Origin of the sequence: Nocardioides sp. NPDC023903 (assembly GCF_040639295.1) — a bacterium.
Lineage (GTDB): Bacteria > Actinomycetota > Actinomycetes > Propionibacteriales > Nocardioidaceae > Nocardioides.
This window is the reverse complement of sequence record NZ_JBEZZS010000028.1, coordinates 62,794-77,334: the sequence shown is the minus strand read 5'-3', so window position 1 is coordinate 77,334 and position 14,541 is coordinate 62,794. Positions and strand designations below refer to the sequence as shown.

Here is a 14,541-nt window from a genome sequence, read left to right as displayed (position 1 = left end):
ACGTCACGAAAGTCGGCAACACCCGAAGCCAGTGGCCCAACTCGTAAGAGAGGGAGCTGTCGAAGGTGGGGCTGGCGATTGGTCTCTCCGCTGGTCGAGCCGCGAGGCCGCCCGCGGCCGAGCGTGTCGAGACCAACACGTGCGCTTACGCGTTCGTCTCCTCCAGGGCCTCGGTCTCCTCACGGGCCTGCGTACGCGCGGAGGCGATCAGGCTGGTGGTGACCGTGACGGCGAGGATGCCGACGATGATCACCAGGGAGAGCCAGGTCGGGACGACCGGGACGCTGTCCCAGATGCCGTGGGCCCAGTGCAGGCCGAGCTTGACGCCGATGAAGGCGAGGATCGCGGCCAGACCGTAGGAGAGGTGGACCAGCTTGGACAGGGCACCCTCGAGCACGAAGTAGAGGGCCCGCAGGCCGAGCAGTGCGAACGCGTTGGTGGCGAAGACGAGGTAGGGGTCGCCGGTGATGCCGTAGACCGCCGGCACCGAGTCGACGGCGAAGACGATGTCGGTGGCGAAGATGGCGAGCACCACGATGGCCATCGGCTTCAGGCCGATCTTGCGGCCGATACGTACGGCCAGCATCTCCTCGGGGTCGACCTTCTGGTCGTGGCCCTGGAGCGCCTCGGTGAAGATCTTCGCGGCAGTGATCAGCAGGATCGCGCCGAAGATCAGGAAGACGATGTCCCACTGGGAGAGCGCCGCGGCGCCCAGAGCGATGAAGATGCCACGCAGCACGAGCGCGCCGACGATGCCGAAGAGCAGCACCTTCTGCTGCAGGTGGCGTGGCACCGCGAAGGCCGCGAGCAGCAGCATGAAGACGAACAGGTTGTCGACGCTGAGCGACTTCTCGACGATGTAGCCGGTGTAGTACTCGAAGCCGGTCTGGCTCCCGTGGGCGTTCCAGACCCAGACGCCGAAGGCGAGCGGAAGCGCGATGTAGAAGGCCGACCAGCCGATGGCCTCCTTCATGGAGACTTCGTGGGGCTTGCGGGTCAGGACGAAGTCGAGGGCGATCAGCACCACGACGGCGGCGATGGTCACGGCCCACAGAGTGGGCGTGGCGATGGTATCGAGCATGCAGGTTCCTCAGGCGTGTCGATGAACGTCTGAGGTCTCCCTCACCCCGAGATCGGGGTGTCATTCCGGGACGGTGTCGGCACCGACGTACTGACCGGAATGAGCTTGGTGAGGTACTCCCCTCGAGGTAAAGCGTATCGGTATCGTCGAAGGGGTTCGCAATTGGCCGTCTCACGAGAGAATGTCAGGATGACGACGGAGTCACAGCTTTCCCTGGTCGATGACCTCGCCGCCGGCGTCTCCGAGGTGGTGACCGACGAGATCTCGCTGCTGGCGGCCTCGACCGACCGGTCCGGATCGGTTGCCGCCGGCCTGCCGCTGGCGGTGGTGAGGGCGCACAGCATCGCGGATGTCCAAGCGGCGATGCGGGTCGCCTCGGCACACCGGGTGCCGGTGGTCCCGCGCGGCGCGGGCACCGGGCTGGCCGGGGGAGCGGTGGCCGGCACCGGCCACCTCGTCGTCGACCTCTCCGCGATGGACCGGATCCTCGAGCTCGACCCGGTCGACGAGATCGCGGTCGTCGAGCCGGGCGTGCTCAACGCGCGGCTGGACGCGGCGGCGGCCGACGTGGGGCTGCGGTACGCACCCGACCCGGCCTCGGCGGCGATCTGCTCGATCGGCGGCAACGTCGCGACAAACGCCGGCGGGCTGCGGTGCGTGAAGTACGGGGTCACCCGGGAGGCGGTTCTCGGCCTCGACGTCGTCCTCGCCGACGGCACCCTGATCCACACCGGCCGCCGCACCATGAAGGGCGTCGCGGGGCTCGACCTCACCGCCCTCTTCGTCGGCTCCGAGGGCACCCTGGGCATCGTCGTCGGCGCGACCCTGCGACTCAAGCCACGTCCGGTCTCCACGTTGACGGCGTCGGCTGCGTACGCCTCGGTGGCCGCGGCCGCTCGGGCCTGCGCCGAGATCGCCGCCGCCCGGCGGCTGCCGTCGATGCTGGAGTTCATCGACCGGCGGTGTCTCGAGGCGGTCGACCGGTTCGCAGGGACCAGGTATGCCGAGCGGGGCGACGCGCTGGTGATCGCCCAGACCGACGGACCCGCGGCGGAAACGGAGATCGAGGCCATCGCGGCCATCCTCGGCAAGGAGGCGACCTGGATCGAGCAGGGCGTCGACGAGGAGTCCTCCGACCGGCTGGTGGAGACCCGCCGCCAGATCCTGCCCGCGATCGAGGCGGAGGGGTCCTGGTTCATCGAGGACATCTGCGTGCCCCGGTCCCGGCTCGCCGAGGCGGTCGACCGGATCTCCGAGATCTCCGAGCGGCACGGCGTACGCACCTACACGCTCGCCCACGCCGGCGACGGCAACCTCCACCCGGTCATCGGCTGGGACCCGTCGCCGGACGACGTCCCGGGCGTGATGCCGCCGGCCGAGACCCTCGCCGGTGACGAGATCTTCGCCCTCGCCATCGAGCTCGGTGGCACCACCACCGGCGAGCACGGTGTCGGCCGGCTCAAGCGCAAGTGGCTCGAGCCCGAGATCGGCGCCGACTCCATCGACCTGCAGCACCGGATCAAGGCGGCCCTGGACCCGCTGGGGATTCTCAATCCGGGTGTCGGGTTCTGAACAGGGTCGTGACACCCTTGGCCCGTGCGTGTCGGAATTGCTGCTGTCGTCCTGACCCTCGGCCTCGCGATCACCCTGATCGCCTGCGGCGGTGAACCGGAGGCGGCCGACCCCACCTCGAACCCCAGCGGATCGACCAACGTCGCGACGGTCGTGACCGCCATCAAGGGTGCCGACGGCACCTCCGCAACGGCGGGCGGCTACACGCTCGGTGACGTCAGCCTGCCCACCGAGGCCGGCACGCCGGGGAAGGTGAGCTTCACGATCACCAAGGACGGCGACCCCGTCACCGACTACATCGAGGAGCAGACCAAGGACCTCCACCTCTACGTCGTACGCGACGACCTGGAGGTCTTCCGCCACCTGCACCCGACCCAGGGCGAGGCGGGGGACTGGTCCGGCGACCTGACGCTGCCCGCGGGGGGCAACTACCGGGTGGTCGTCGAGTTCGCGGCCCGAACTCCCGACGGCAAGGGGGAGCAGGCGATGCTCGGCGCGACGGCGAAGGTGGCGGGGGCTTCCGAGGTGGACGTACCCGGCTCCGACGACGGCACCGTGATCGCTGCTCTGGAGGAGACCCCGAAGCCCGGGATCGACCAGGAGATCGGTGTCGTGATCTCCGACCTGGCCGGCAAGCCGGTCAACCTCGGCACCTACCTCGGGGTCTACGCGCACGTGACTGCGTTCAGCCGCGAGACGGGCGAGGTGATCCACCTGCACCCGCTCGGCGGCCCCGAGAACGGCGAGGACGGCACCCGCCTCGGCATCCACGTGAAGCCGCCGAAGGCGGGTGACTACGTCTTTTTCGTGCAGGTGCGTGTCGACGGGATGATCCACACGCTCCGGCTCCCGGTCACTGTCTGAGCGTCACTGTCTGACGGGGAACTTCACGAGCCCCAGCGGGCTCTCGAACTCGCCCAGCCGTAGGCCGACGGTCGCCTCCCAGACACCGCCCTTGGGCAGTACGACGTCCGCCTCCCAGGTGCCGGCAGCGACCGTTTTCAGGGCCAGGCTGCCCAGGTCGACGTCGCCGGACCTCAGCTTGGCGGTCGGTACCGCCGCCGCCTCGACGGGCTCGCCGGCCGCGTCCTGGATCTGCAGCCGGAGCACGTTCGGACCCGGACCCGCCGGGGTCAGCGTCGCGTAGACCCGGTGGTCGTCGCCCAGCTCCGCGGCCTGGGTGTTGGTCTGCGCGACCGTGGCCGAGCCGGTCCCGGTCGAGCCGGCCCCGGCCTGCGGCGGCTGGTCGACCAGGAAGCCGGTGACGCCGAGGACGACGACGAGCACGCCCGCCTCCATCAGCACGGCCCGGCGCAGCATCGAGCCGGCCTCGACGGTGTCGTCGTGGCCGGCCGCCTGACGTACGCGGGGGAGGACCAGCAGCCGGTTGCCGGCCGCCATCACCGCCACCGCGACGACAAGGGCGATCTTGGTCATCAGCAGGGTGCCGTACGTGCTGTTGAGCAGGTTGTCCCAGGAGCCGAGGATCCGCCAGCCCATCAGCACGCCCGAGACCGCGAGGGCGGCCAGGGACGCGGCGGCGAGGGTCGAGAACCGGGTGACGATCTCGGCCGCGACCGTGCCGCGCCGGGTGATCAGCGGCAGGGTCAGCGCGAGCCCGACCAGCCCGCCGAGCCAGAGCGCGCCGGCGACGAGGTGGATGACGTCGGTGGCGGTGACCAGCCAGGCGGGTACGACCGCTCGGGAGTGGCCCACCAGCGCCGGGGAGCAGATCGCGACCAGCCCTGCGGCCGCGGCCAGGCGCGGCCGCTCGCGCAGCGCGAGCGCGGCCGCGATGCCGATGATCCCCACCAGGGCGCTGAGCCACTCCTTGCCGACCGAGGCCGGCGACCAGGCGTCGAAGGTGAGGATCGCCCCGGGTCCGCTCTCGCTCTGCAGCGCGCCGCTGGCCGGGGCCAGGAGCACCAGCGCGAACACGGCGACCATGCCGGCGAGGACCTCGACCCGCTGCACCCGCGCCGTGGCGCGGTCCGGGATGCGGTGCTCGCCCACGCTGTGCCCACCCAAGATGGCCGCGCGGAACCAGACCAGGCCCACGACCAGCAGCAGTGCTGCGTACTGGAGGAACTGGAGCGCCCCGTGGATCACCGCCGTCGCCCTGGACGGCTCCGTGGACGGAGGTGGGGCGACGCTGAGGCTCGGGGCGCCGACCGCGAAGGTCAGCGAGCCCGAGATCGGGTGACCGTCGGCCGAGACCGCTCGCCAGGCGACGACGTAGGTGCCGTCGCCGAGGCTGCTCGCCTCCGCGAGCGCGACCTGCATCTCGGTGCCGCTCGCGGTCGCCTCGGAGGTGACCTCCTCGCCCTTCGCGTCGTAGACCGTCACCCCATCGGGTGGCAGCGAGACGCCTTCGTCGAAGGTGAAGGTGATCGTCTCCGGCGCCACCTTCAGCACCGCACCCTCCTCGGGGTCGGTGCCGATCAGCGTCGCGTGTGCCTGGGCGGGGGAGATGCTGAAAAGGACGGCGTACGCAGCGGCAGCAAGCACCACCAGCAGCCGCCCCAGGGCGCGCCGACCCGGGCCCCGGTAGTCGAGGCCGGGCCGGCGCGTCAGGGGAACACTCACGCCTTGCGACGCCCCAGCGCGAGGGCGGTCGTGCCCGCGATCAGGCCGAGGATGCCGGCGCCGGCGCCGACAGCACCCCACAGGTTGCCGTCGTCCTCCGCGTCGTCGACCTCGGTCTGCGCGGAGGCGACCTCCGTGCTGTGCCCGTCCTCGGACTCGGCCGCGGTGACCTCGAAGGACGGAGCCGGGTTCTCCGGCTCCTCGGTGGCGCCCTCGGGAGCCTCCTCGACCCAGGCGGTCTCGCCCTTCACGCAGGTCTGGATGACGGGGAAGGCGAGCGTGCCCTCCTCCTCGGGCAGCTGCAGTGAGACCTCGAAGGCGTCCCGCTGACCGTCGGGCAGCGGCGTCTTGGCGGTGTAGACGACGGAGGCGTCACGCTCGGTGAGCTTGTTTCCGTGAGCGTCCTCGATCGGCTCGGCGAGCTTCTCGGAGACGACCTTGACGTCGTAGAACGCCTGCCGCGTGGGCGTCACGTCGTTGATCCCCTCCGGGACCTGGATCGTGATCTGCTTGGTCGGCGAGCCTTCGCAGCCGTGGCCGTTGCTGAAGGTCAGCACGGTGTAGGCGCCGGCCGCCGTCTCGGTCGGGGTGACCGTGACGTGCGCGGAGGCCGGAGCGGCGACGAGGACGGTGACGGCCGCGGCAGCGGCGGCGGGCGCGCCGAGGCGCGTGAGGGTACGTCGAGACATGGGTTGTTGCTTTCTGTGGAGTGTCTGCTGTTGGGCGGTGCCCAGTTGTCGGGGTCGGGTCCTCAGGCGAGGACCGGCGGACCCCGGCCGGCAGCGACGTACGTCCACAGCCCGGTGCGCGGCACGACCGGCTGCGCCTGGACCGGCAGGCGGAACGGGATCGGGATCCGGGGCTTGGTGAGCGCCCGGGAGATGACCTGCCAGGCTCGGCGGTGCAGCAGCCACACGGCGACGGTGAGCACCGCGGCCGCGGTGTGCGCGACCAGCATCGACGTGTCGCCCGAGCCGCTGTTGTGCATGTGGGCGGCGGGGGCCGCGTACGCCTCGAAGGCCTCGTGCATCCCCAGCTGCGCCGCTCCGGCGAGCACCGCCCCCAGGACGATCCCGACGCGTCGCTGCAGCACCACGACCCCGGCGCCGAAGGCGGCGAACCCGGTCGCCACCAGCCACAACGCGTCCGGCAGCTCCCCGCCGCCGGCCAGGTGGGCCAAGCTGGACCCGGTGGTGATCTCCACCGCCGCGAGCAGCGCCAGCCACACGCTCCCGCGCGTCGGCCGCACCACCCTCAAATCCACGCCGCATATTGTCGCAGACAGCCCGAGAAGTCAGAACCTGACGCCGAGACGTCAGTTATCGAGCGCGAGAAGTCAGTTTTTGGCGTCGAAACGTCACGTACGCCGGACGAAGCGTCAGGCACGACAGCCGAAGCGTCACGCGCGACGCCCGAGATGTCACACCAGCGCCATCTCGACCGACGTGCGCGACGCCTCGGCGTCAAGATTCGACCTCTCGCGCTCAGAAACTGACGTCTCGGCGATCAGCGGAGAACCGGCGGCTCGGTCTTCTCCTCGACCTCACCGAGCGTGACGCCCGGGGCGAGCTCGACGAGGCGCAGGCCCTCGGGGGTGATGTCGAGGACGCAGAGGTCGGTGATGATGCGCTGCACGACGCCGAGGCCGGTGTAGGGCAGCGAGCACTCGTTGACGATCTTGTAGGAGCCGTCGCGGGCGACGTGCTCCATCAGCACGACGACCTTCTTGGCGCCGTGGACGAGGTCCATCGCGCCGCCCATGCCCTTGACCATCTTGCCGGGGATCATCCAGTTCGCCAGATCGCCCGACGAGGAGACCTGCATGGCGCCGAGGATCGCGGCGTCGATCTTGCCTGAGCGGATCATGCCGAAGCTCATCGCGGAGTCGAAGAAGCTCGCGCCCTTGCGTACGGTGACCGTCTCCTTGCCGGCGTTGATCAGGTCCGGGTCGACGGCGTCCTCGGTGGGGTAGGCGCCGGTGCCGAGGATGCCGTTCTCGCTCTGCAGCACCAGCTCGACGTCGTCGGGGACGTAGTTGGGCACCAGCGTCGGCAGCCCGATGCCGAGGTTGACGTAGTCGCCGTCGGACAGCTCCGCGGCGGCGCGGGCGGCCATCTCTTCACGTGTCCATGCCATGTCAGCGGACCGTCCTCTTCTCGATGCGCTTGTCGGCGGCCTGTTCGGGGGTCAGGGGAACCACGCGGTGGACGTAGACCCCCGGGAGGTGGATGTCGTTCGGTGCGAGGTCGCCGGGCTCGACGAGCTCCTCGACCTCCGCGATCGTGATCTGCCCGGCCATGGCGGCCAGCGGGTTGAAGTTGCGGGCGGAGTCCTTGAAGACGAGGTTGCCGTGGCGGTCGCCCTTCCACGCGCGGACGATGCCGAAGTCGGCGACGATGGCCTCCTCCAGGACGAACTCCTTCTCGCCGTAGGGCGTCTCGAAGGTCATCACCGGCTTCTCGGGCGAGGTCTTGATGACGTTGCCGGCGTCGTCGTACTTCCACGGCAGCCCGCCCTGCGCCACCTGCGTGCCGACGCCGGTGCGGGTGTAGAAGGCGGCGATGCCGGAGCCGCCGGCGCGCATCCGCTCGGCCAGCGTGCCCTGCGGGGTCAGCTCGACCTCGAGGTCGCCGGAGAGATACTGCCGCGCGAACTCTTTGTTCTCGCCGACGTACGAGGCGACGACCCGCCGCAGGCGCCCGGCGCCGAGCAGCAGACCCAGGCCCCAGTCGTCGACGCCGGCGTTGTTGGAGACCACCTCGAGGTCGGTGACGCCGGCCTCGAGCAGAGCATTGATGAGCACCGAAGGGATGCCGCACAGCCCGAAACCGCCGACCGTGAGGGTCGCTCCGTTCGGGATGTCCGCGACCGCCTCGGCAGCTGAGGAGATGACCTTGTCCATGATGATCAGTCAAAGATGGCTCGGCCGCCCGGTCAATAGATGAGCGCGAGTTCACGCTCGATCTCTCGTTGACCGACCCCGCTGGCGCAGATGCGTTCACTGAATGGACGTCGCCTATCGTACGTCCCATGGAGCCCGGTCCTGGAGCGCAACAGCCCAGCATTCAACCCAGCGTGATCCGCCGCAGCGCGCACCTGCTGCGGCTGCTCGCCGCGCGCGAGCCGGAGGGTGCGACGACCACCCATCTGGCGACGACCGCGGCCATCCCGCGCCCGACCGCCCACCGGCTACTCAGCGCCCTCCAGGAGGAGGGGCTGGTCGAGCGTGACAACGACACCGGCACCTGGCACCTGGGCCCGGAGTGCTTCCTCCTCGGCGCAGCCGCGACCACCCGCCACGACATCACCCCGGCCGCCCGGGCGGCCGTGCTGCGCATCGCCCGTGAGACGGGCGAGAGCGCCTTCTTCTCCATCAGGCGCGGCGACGAGACGGTCTGTGTCCTGCGCGAGGACGGCAGCTTCCCGATCCGCTCCCACGTGCTCCACGAGGGGATCCGGTTCCCGCTCGGCGTCGCCTCGGCCGGCCTGGCGATCCTCGCCTTCCTGCAGGAGTCGCGGCGCGAGGCCTACCTGGCCCGCACCGACCTCGTCGGCGCCTACGGCGAGCAGCACTCCGCCGACGCCCTGCGCGAACGCGTCGCCGCGACCCGCGAGCTCGGCTTCGCGGTCAACCCTGGCCTCATCGTGGTCGGCAGCTGGGGCCTCGGCGCCGCCGTCTTCGACGCCCACGGGCAGCCGTACGGAGCCTTGAGCATCACCGGCATCGAGGCCCGCCTCGCACCACCGCGCCAGGCCGAGCTCGGCCGGCTCCTCCTCGACGCCGCGCATGCGCTGACGGCCAAGGAGTGAACGGTCGAACAACGATCCGAATCGTGTGCAACCTTCCGGGACCGCCAGGCGTCCACCGTGCGCCCGGCCGCTCATCGGGGGTTGCCGGAACGAAAGGATCCCTAGAGATGAAGTCTTCCCTGCTGTCCCTCGCCGGCGCTGCGCTCGTCGTCACCTCGGCGACCGCGTGCGGCTCGACCGCGGCGACACCGTCCTCTGAGGAGGCCGAGTCCGCCGCGGCGTCGGCCTCGCCCTCGGTGTCCGCCTCGGTCGCTCCGGCGACCCCGTCGCTGTCGGCCGCTGCGACCGACACGGCGAAACCTGTGGACGAGGGCCAGAACGCGACCAGCCCGTGCCGTACGGACGACCTGAGTTTCAAGGTCACCGAGCAGTCCCAGGCGGGCGGCTACTACCTGATCACCGCGACCGCGAAGCCTGGTGTCTCGTGCACGTTGAAGGGCGAGACCGCAGCTGTCGCCTTCGGCTCGGCGGAGGACGCCCACGCCGGCCCGGCCGAGCAGGCTGTGGGGCCGTCGGTCGAGGTCTCGGGGGAAAAGAAGGCGTACGCCGGGGTGAGCCCGAAGTCCGGCAATGTCGAGGGCGGTGTGCTCTACCCGCAGATCATCGTCTCGGCGACCAACGACGACCCCAACCCCGTCTCGATCAAGCTCCCGACCGACGCAGACGTCGCCGGTCCGGTCGCCACCAACTGGGTCGCGAAAGCCGGCGACGCCGTGCCGTTCTGAGGGACCGCCGAAGGCTAGGCCCGCACCTGGGACCGTCCGGTCATGATCCCGGCGAGAGCGGCGTCGGAGGCGAGCTGGGCGTCGCGGTCGTAGGTGGAGGTGAAGGCGAGCAGCTCGTCGGCTCCGGTGGCCTCGGCCAGTTGGTCGAGACGACGCCGGACGGTCTCGGCAGATCCGGCGGTCGTACGCGCCAGATGCGCCTCGACCCGTTCGCGCAGCTGGTTCGACCAGGCCTGGCCGCGGATCGCCGCGACCGGCTCGAGCGGACCGAACTCGCCGGTCTGCCGCGACCTGGCCATCGCCCAGGCCTCCGGCAGGGCGAGCTCGGCGGCCTCGGCGTCGGTGTCGGCGACCAGGACGTCGACGGAGATCATCACCGAGGGCGCGGAAGCACGCGACGACGGTCGAAATCCGGTCCGGTACGCCCCCAGCAGCTCGTTCAACCGCGGGCTGTCGAGCACCGGACCGCCCACGACGACCGGCAGCCCGAGGCGGGAGGCGAGCGCGACGCCCTTCCCGGTCGCGAGCACGAACATCGGGATCTGGTGGGCGGCGGCCGGCCGGGCGGTGACCGCTGCGGTGCGGTCGAGGTAGCCGCTGAGCTCCTCGATGTCCTCGGCGAACGTGTCCGGGTCGTCGAGATCCTGCCGGAGGGCGCGGCGTACGGGCGCGGTGAAGCCCAACGTACGCCCCAGACCGAGGTCGATCCGGCCGGGATAGAGGGCGTCGAGCATGAGGAACTGCTCGGCGACGACCAGCGGCTGGTGATGCGGCAGCATCACCCCGCCCGACCCGAGCCGGATCGTGGAGGTGTGCGCGCCGAGCGCACCGATCAGCACCGGCGGCGACCCTGATGCGATCCCCGGCACCGCGTGGTGCTCGGCGACCCAGAACCGGTGGTAGCCGAGCCGCTCGGCCGCCGCCGCGCGTTCGATCGTGTGGGTCAGCGCAGCGCCCTCGGCGTACCCCACCCGCGTGCGGGACCGGTCCAGCATGGAGAGCTTCACGGCAGGTTCAACGACGCAGAGGCCCCGAGGCTTCCCGCCGAGTCCGGTGTGGCGAAGAACGCACTCGACAACGGTGCGATGCGGGACACACATCCGCTGTCGAAGCCCCGGATCTGGCTAGGCTGATGTCTTCGGTAAAAGGATGACAGGAGCGGCTGGGTAATGGATCAAGACGTGCTTCGGCACGCACCGCTTTTCAGCGAGCTGGACGACGAGTCGATGACGGCGATGCTCGCGATGATGGGTCAGACACGCCTCAGGCGCGGTGAGGTGTTGTTCCACGAGGGCGACGCCGCCGACCGGCTCTACGCGGTCGTGGACGGCAAGGTGAAGCTGAGCCGTGCCGCGGCCAACGGGCAGGACAGCCTGCTGGCGATCCTCGGGCCGGGTCAGGTGTTCGGTGAGCTGTCGCTCTTCGACCCCGGTCGACGCTCGTCCACCGTCACGGCCGTCACCGACCAGGTCGAGCTCGCCTCGCTCTCGCACGACGACCTGCTGCGCCTGCTCGACGGGCGCCCGAGCGTGACCCGTGGGCTGCTCGCCCTGCTGTCGGGCCGCCTACGTCGGGCCAACGACGTGATCGGCGACCTGGTCTTCGCCGACGCACCCCGCCGGGTGGCGAAGGCGCTGCTGGACCTCGCCGAGAGGTTCGGTGAGCAGACCGAGGAGGGCGTCCACGTCCGCCACGACCTGACCCAGGAGGAGCTCGCGCAGCTCGTGGGCGCGGCTCGGGAGACGGTCAACAAGGCGCTCGCCGACTTCGCGGCCAAGGGCTGGGTCCGGCTGGAGTCGCGCTCGGTGATCATCACCGACATGGAACGGATCGTGCGCCGGGCGGGTTGATACCGCTGGTCAGAGGCTGACCCGCACCAGCTGGCGCAGCCGGCGTAGGCCCTCGGTGCTCGGCCGTTCGGCCGGGGCGAGGGCCTCCGCGAGGCGCTGCCGTACCGGGTCGGTCTCGAGCTCCAGGCCGATGGCCACGAGCTCGCTCGCCGTGGTCGGCGTCCGCGCCGCGGCGACGTGGGCACTGCGCCCGACCAGGTTCACGTGGTAGTTGCGCGGCCCCTGGCCGGTCGCGACGGCGACGGTCCCCTTGACCCGGTACGCCGTCGCCGGCGGCTCCTCGAGCAGGTCGACCAGTCGAGCCGGCTCGATGGTGCCCGGGGTCGTCACGGTGACCGCCCGGGCGTGCTGATGGGCCTCGTGCGAAGCGGCCGCCTCGCGCAGGAGCGCGGCGATCGGCAGCTCGTCGGGCGGGTCCTGGGGCACCGCCGCGTCGTAGACCAGCCGCGGGTCGATACGGCCACCCACGGCGTACGCCACATGGACCTCGGGGTTGTGCTCCCGCACGCGCTGCTCGATCCGAGCCAGGACGTCGGATCGCTCGTCGGCCGGCACCAGGTCCGTCTTGTTGACCACGACCAGCGAGGCGGCCGCGAACCGGACCGGCGCCGGGCCCCGCCCGTCATCGAGGGTGTCGAAGTACGCGGAGGCGTCGACGACCTCGATGAGCCCACCGCGGCGTACCCGCTCGACACCGCTGAAGCGGACCAGCCGGGCCAGCGTCCCGGGCTCGGCGATCCCGCTGGCCTCGACGATGACGACGTCGAGCGCGAGCCGCGGGTGGGTCAGCTTCTCGAGCGCGTCGTCGAGGCCGCCGGCGTCGGGCAGGCAGCACAGGCAGCCGCCGGCGATCGAGGCGGGCTCGTCGACCTGGCCGGTGACGAGACCGGCGTCGACGTTGATGTCACCGAAGTCGTTGACGACCACGCCCACCCGCGCGCCGGGCTGGCGCAGCAGATGGTTGAGCAGCGTGGTCTTCCCCGACCCGAGATGGCCGGTGAGGATGACCACGGGAACCCGGTTGCTGGCGCTGGTCGGTGGCATCGGGCCATCGTAGGGCTCGATGAGAACAGTTCCCGTTAATGGGGTCGCGTCTTGACGACCGAGGTGGCCAGACCTAGGTTGTGCCGCACAACTTCACATCCGCCACTTGAACCGCAGCGGGAGAGTCCTTGCCCATCCCGGGTGAGGCGCCGAAGGAGCAAACCTCCCCAGAATCTCTCAGGCCCAATGACCGCTGTGGTGAGGCGACCTCTGGAAAGACAGGATCCGCTGGATCCTGCACCCACGGTGCAAATCGCCCCAGCCGGGCGGTGAAGCTCTCAGGTAGCGATGACAGAGCGGGGAGGTCACCCGTCCACGGGTGCCGCGACTGTCGGCACCCATCAGCAGGGAGCCTCCCGCATATGACCTCACCCGTCCCTACCCCTCTGCATGAGATCCACCAGGCGCTCGGTGCCTCGTTCACCGACTTCGCCGGCTGGAACATGCCGGTCCGCTACGGCTCGGAGACCGCCGAGCACAATGCCGTACGCACCACCGCGGGCCTCTTCGACCTGTCCCACATGGGCGAGATCGAGGTGACCGGCCCCGAGGCGGGACGCGCCCTCGACCGCGCCCTGGTCGGTCGGCCGTCGAAGATCGGCATCGGCCGCGCCCGCTACTCGATGATCTGCGCCGAGGACGGCGGCATCATCGACGACCTGGTCGTCTACCGGCTCGAGCAGGAGCGCTACCTCATCGTCGCCAACGCGAGCAACGTCCACGTGGTCGCTCCGGCTCTGGTCGAGCGGGCCGAGGCGTACGACGCCGTGGTCCGCGACGCCTCCGCGGAGTGGGCGCTGATCGCGGTCCAGGGTTCTGCCTCGGCGGCGATCGTGGCAGCCCTGACAGACCTGGACGTCCCGTCCCTGAAGTACTACGCCATCGACGCTGGCACGGTCGCCGGGATCGACGTGCTGCTCGCCCGCACCGGCTACACCGGCGAGGACGGCTTCGAGATCTACTGCGCGCCCTCGTCGGCCGCTTCGGTCTGGGAGGCGATCACCGAGGCCGGTACGCCGCACGGGCTGCAGCCCGCCGGGCTCGCCTGCCGCGACACCCTCCGCCTCGAGGCCGGCATGCCGCTCTACGGTCACGAGCTGAGCCGGGAGACGACGCCCTTCGAGGCCGGCCTCGGCCGGGTCGTCTCCTTCGACAAGCCCGACGGCTTCGTCGGCGACGCCGCCCTGGCCGCACGCCGCGACGAGGGCCCGCGCAGCGTGCTCGTCGGCCTGGTGGCCGCCGGGCGCCGATCCCCGCGAGCCGGCTACGCGATCGTGGACCCGGCCACCGGCGACGAGATCGGCGTCGTCACCAGCGGCTCGCCGTCGCCGACCCTCGGTCGTCCCATCGCGATGGCGTACGTCAGGCCTGACCTCGCCGCCGCCGGCACCAAGGTCCACGTCGACGTGCGCGGCAGCCGCGAGGACGCCGAGATCGTCGACCTTCCCTTCTACTCCAAGAAATGAGCACAGCCATGAGCAACCCGACCAACCTGTCGTACACCGCCGAGCACGAGTGGATCGAGACCCGCGGGGACGTCGCGCGCGTCGGCGTCACCGCCTTCGCCACCGAGGCGCTGGGCGACATCGTCTTCGTCGAGCTGCCCGAGGCGGGCAGCAAGATCACCGGGGGAGAGAGCTGCGGCGAGCTGGAGTCGACGAAGTCCGTCAGCGACCTCTTCGCGCCCGCCGACGGCGAGATCCTCGAGATCAACTCGGCCGTCGTCGAGGATCCCGCGCTGATCAACAGTGACCCGTTCGGCGCCGGGTGGCTCTTCGAGATGCGTGTCTCTGGCGCTCCCGACCTGCTCGACGCCGCGGCCTACGACGCTCTGATCGAGGAGTGAACCGTCGTGACCGCTGATCTCAGCGGC

General features: G+C 70.7%; 15 protein-coding genes and 1 riboswitch. Of the genes, 7 read left to right on the top strand and 8 right to left on the bottom strand.

Features of this window, described 5'->3' with window-relative positions:
- Window positions 1-145: 145 nt before the first annotated feature.
- Window positions 146-1,081, bottom strand: a complete 936-nt coding sequence (locus tag AB0F44_RS23340; protein ID WP_357359055.1) for a TerC family protein — start codon at window positions 1,079-1,081, stop codon at window positions 146-148.
- 189 nt (window positions 1,082-1,270) lie between these two features.
- Between AB0F44_RS23340 and AB0F44_RS23335 the strand changes: the two genes are divergently transcribed.
- Together AB0F44_RS23335 and AB0F44_RS23330 are read left to right on the top strand one after the other, a co-directional pair.
- The gene (locus AB0F44_RS23335; RefSeq protein WP_357359054.1) at window positions 1,271-2,653 is read left to right on the top strand and encodes an FAD-linked oxidase C-terminal domain-containing protein; all 1,383 of its coding nucleotides are present in this window, start codon (window positions 1,271-1,273) and stop codon (window positions 2,651-2,653) included.
- 24 nt (window positions 2,654-2,677) lie between these two features.
- Window positions 2,678-3,517, top strand: a complete 840-nt coding sequence (locus AB0F44_RS23330; protein WP_357359053.1) for a hypothetical protein — start codon at window positions 2,678-2,680, stop codon at window positions 3,515-3,517.
- 3 nt (window positions 3,518-3,520) lie between these two features.
- On the opposite strand, the gene AB0F44_RS23325 is transcribed toward AB0F44_RS23330, so the two are convergent.
- The 5 genes from AB0F44_RS23325 to AB0F44_RS23305 all read right to left on the bottom strand — a co-directional run bounded on the left by AB0F44_RS23325 (window position 3,521) and on the right by AB0F44_RS23305 (window position 8,141).
- Complete coding sequence (locus AB0F44_RS23325) at window positions 3,521-5,239, bottom strand: copper resistance protein CopC (protein WP_357359052.1); 1,719 nt, start codon at window positions 5,237-5,239, stop codon at window positions 3,521-3,523.
- Window positions 5,236-5,928: a YcnI family protein gene (locus AB0F44_RS23320; protein WP_357359051.1), complete on the bottom strand. Its 693-nt coding sequence runs from the start codon at window positions 5,926-5,928 to the stop codon at window positions 5,236-5,238. The genes AB0F44_RS23325 and AB0F44_RS23320 overlap by 4 nt, the downstream gene beginning before the upstream one ends.
- Before the next feature lie 62 nt (window positions 5,929-5,990).
- Window positions 5,991-6,503 carry a cell division protein FtsQ gene (locus tag AB0F44_RS23315; RefSeq protein WP_357359050.1) on the bottom strand — a complete coding sequence of 171 codons (513 nt, stop codon included), beginning with the start codon at window positions 6,501-6,503 and terminating at the stop codon, window positions 5,991-5,993.
- A 242-nt stretch (window positions 6,504-6,745) separates the two neighbouring features.
- Window positions 6,746-7,375: a 3-oxoacid CoA-transferase subunit B gene (locus tag AB0F44_RS23310; protein ID WP_357359049.1), complete on the bottom strand. Its 630-nt coding sequence runs from the start codon at window positions 7,373-7,375 to the stop codon at window positions 6,746-6,748.
- Between the two features lies 1 nt (window position 7,376).
- Entirely contained in the window at window positions 7,377-8,141 is a 765-nt protein-coding gene (locus AB0F44_RS23305; protein ID WP_357359048.1) for a CoA transferase subunit A, read from the bottom strand.
- A 173-nt stretch (window positions 8,142-8,314) separates the two neighbouring features.
- Between AB0F44_RS23305 and AB0F44_RS23300 the strand changes: the two genes are divergently transcribed.
- Entirely contained in the window at window positions 8,315-9,049 is a 735-nt protein-coding gene (locus AB0F44_RS23300) for an IclR family transcriptional regulator (protein ID WP_357359047.1), read from the top strand.
- Between the two features lie 107 nt (window positions 9,050-9,156).
- Window positions 9,157-9,774 (top strand): DUF4232 domain-containing protein, encoded by a 618-nt coding sequence (locus tag AB0F44_RS23295; RefSeq protein ID WP_357359046.1) that lies wholly within the window; start codon window positions 9,157-9,159, stop codon window positions 9,772-9,774.
- A gap of 14 nt (window positions 9,775-9,788) precedes the next feature.
- Here AB0F44_RS23295 and AB0F44_RS23290 read toward each other — a convergent pair whose 3' ends face one another.
- Entirely contained in the window at window positions 9,789-10,781 is a 993-nt protein-coding gene (locus AB0F44_RS23290; protein ID WP_357359045.1) for an MsnO8 family LLM class oxidoreductase, read from the bottom strand.
- 162 nt (window positions 10,782-10,943) lie between these two features.
- On the opposite strand from AB0F44_RS23290, the gene AB0F44_RS23285 reads away from it, so the two are divergent.
- A complete protein-coding gene (locus tag AB0F44_RS23285; protein ID WP_357359044.1) occupies window positions 10,944-11,624 on the top strand; it encodes a Crp/Fnr family transcriptional regulator in 681 nt (226 codons plus the stop codon).
- 9 nt (window positions 11,625-11,633) lie between these two features.
- On the opposite strand, the gene AB0F44_RS23280 is transcribed toward AB0F44_RS23285, so the two are convergent.
- On the bottom strand, window positions 11,634-12,668 hold the full coding sequence (locus AB0F44_RS23280) for a GTP-binding protein (protein WP_357359043.1): 1,035 nt from the start codon (window positions 12,666-12,668) through the stop codon (window positions 11,634-11,636).
- A 107-nt stretch (window positions 12,669-12,775) separates the two neighbouring features.
- Window positions 12,776-12,871, top strand: a riboswitch (glycine riboswitch).
- Window positions 12,872-13,030: 159 nt separating this feature from the next.
- Between AB0F44_RS23280 and gcvT the strand changes: the two genes are divergently transcribed.
- Both gcvT and gcvH read left to right on the top strand, forming a co-directional pair.
- Window positions 13,031-14,134, top strand: a complete 1,104-nt coding sequence (gcvT, locus tag AB0F44_RS23275) for a glycine cleavage system aminomethyltransferase GcvT (RefSeq protein WP_357359042.1) — start codon at window positions 13,031-13,033, stop codon at window positions 14,132-14,134.
- A gap of 8 nt (window positions 14,135-14,142) precedes the next feature.
- Window positions 14,143-14,514 carry a glycine cleavage system protein GcvH gene (gene gcvH, locus AB0F44_RS23270; RefSeq protein WP_357359041.1) on the top strand — a complete coding sequence of 124 codons (372 nt, stop codon included), beginning with the start codon at window positions 14,143-14,145 and terminating at the stop codon, window positions 14,512-14,514.
- The last annotated feature ends 27 nt before the right edge of the window (window positions 14,515-14,541 follow it).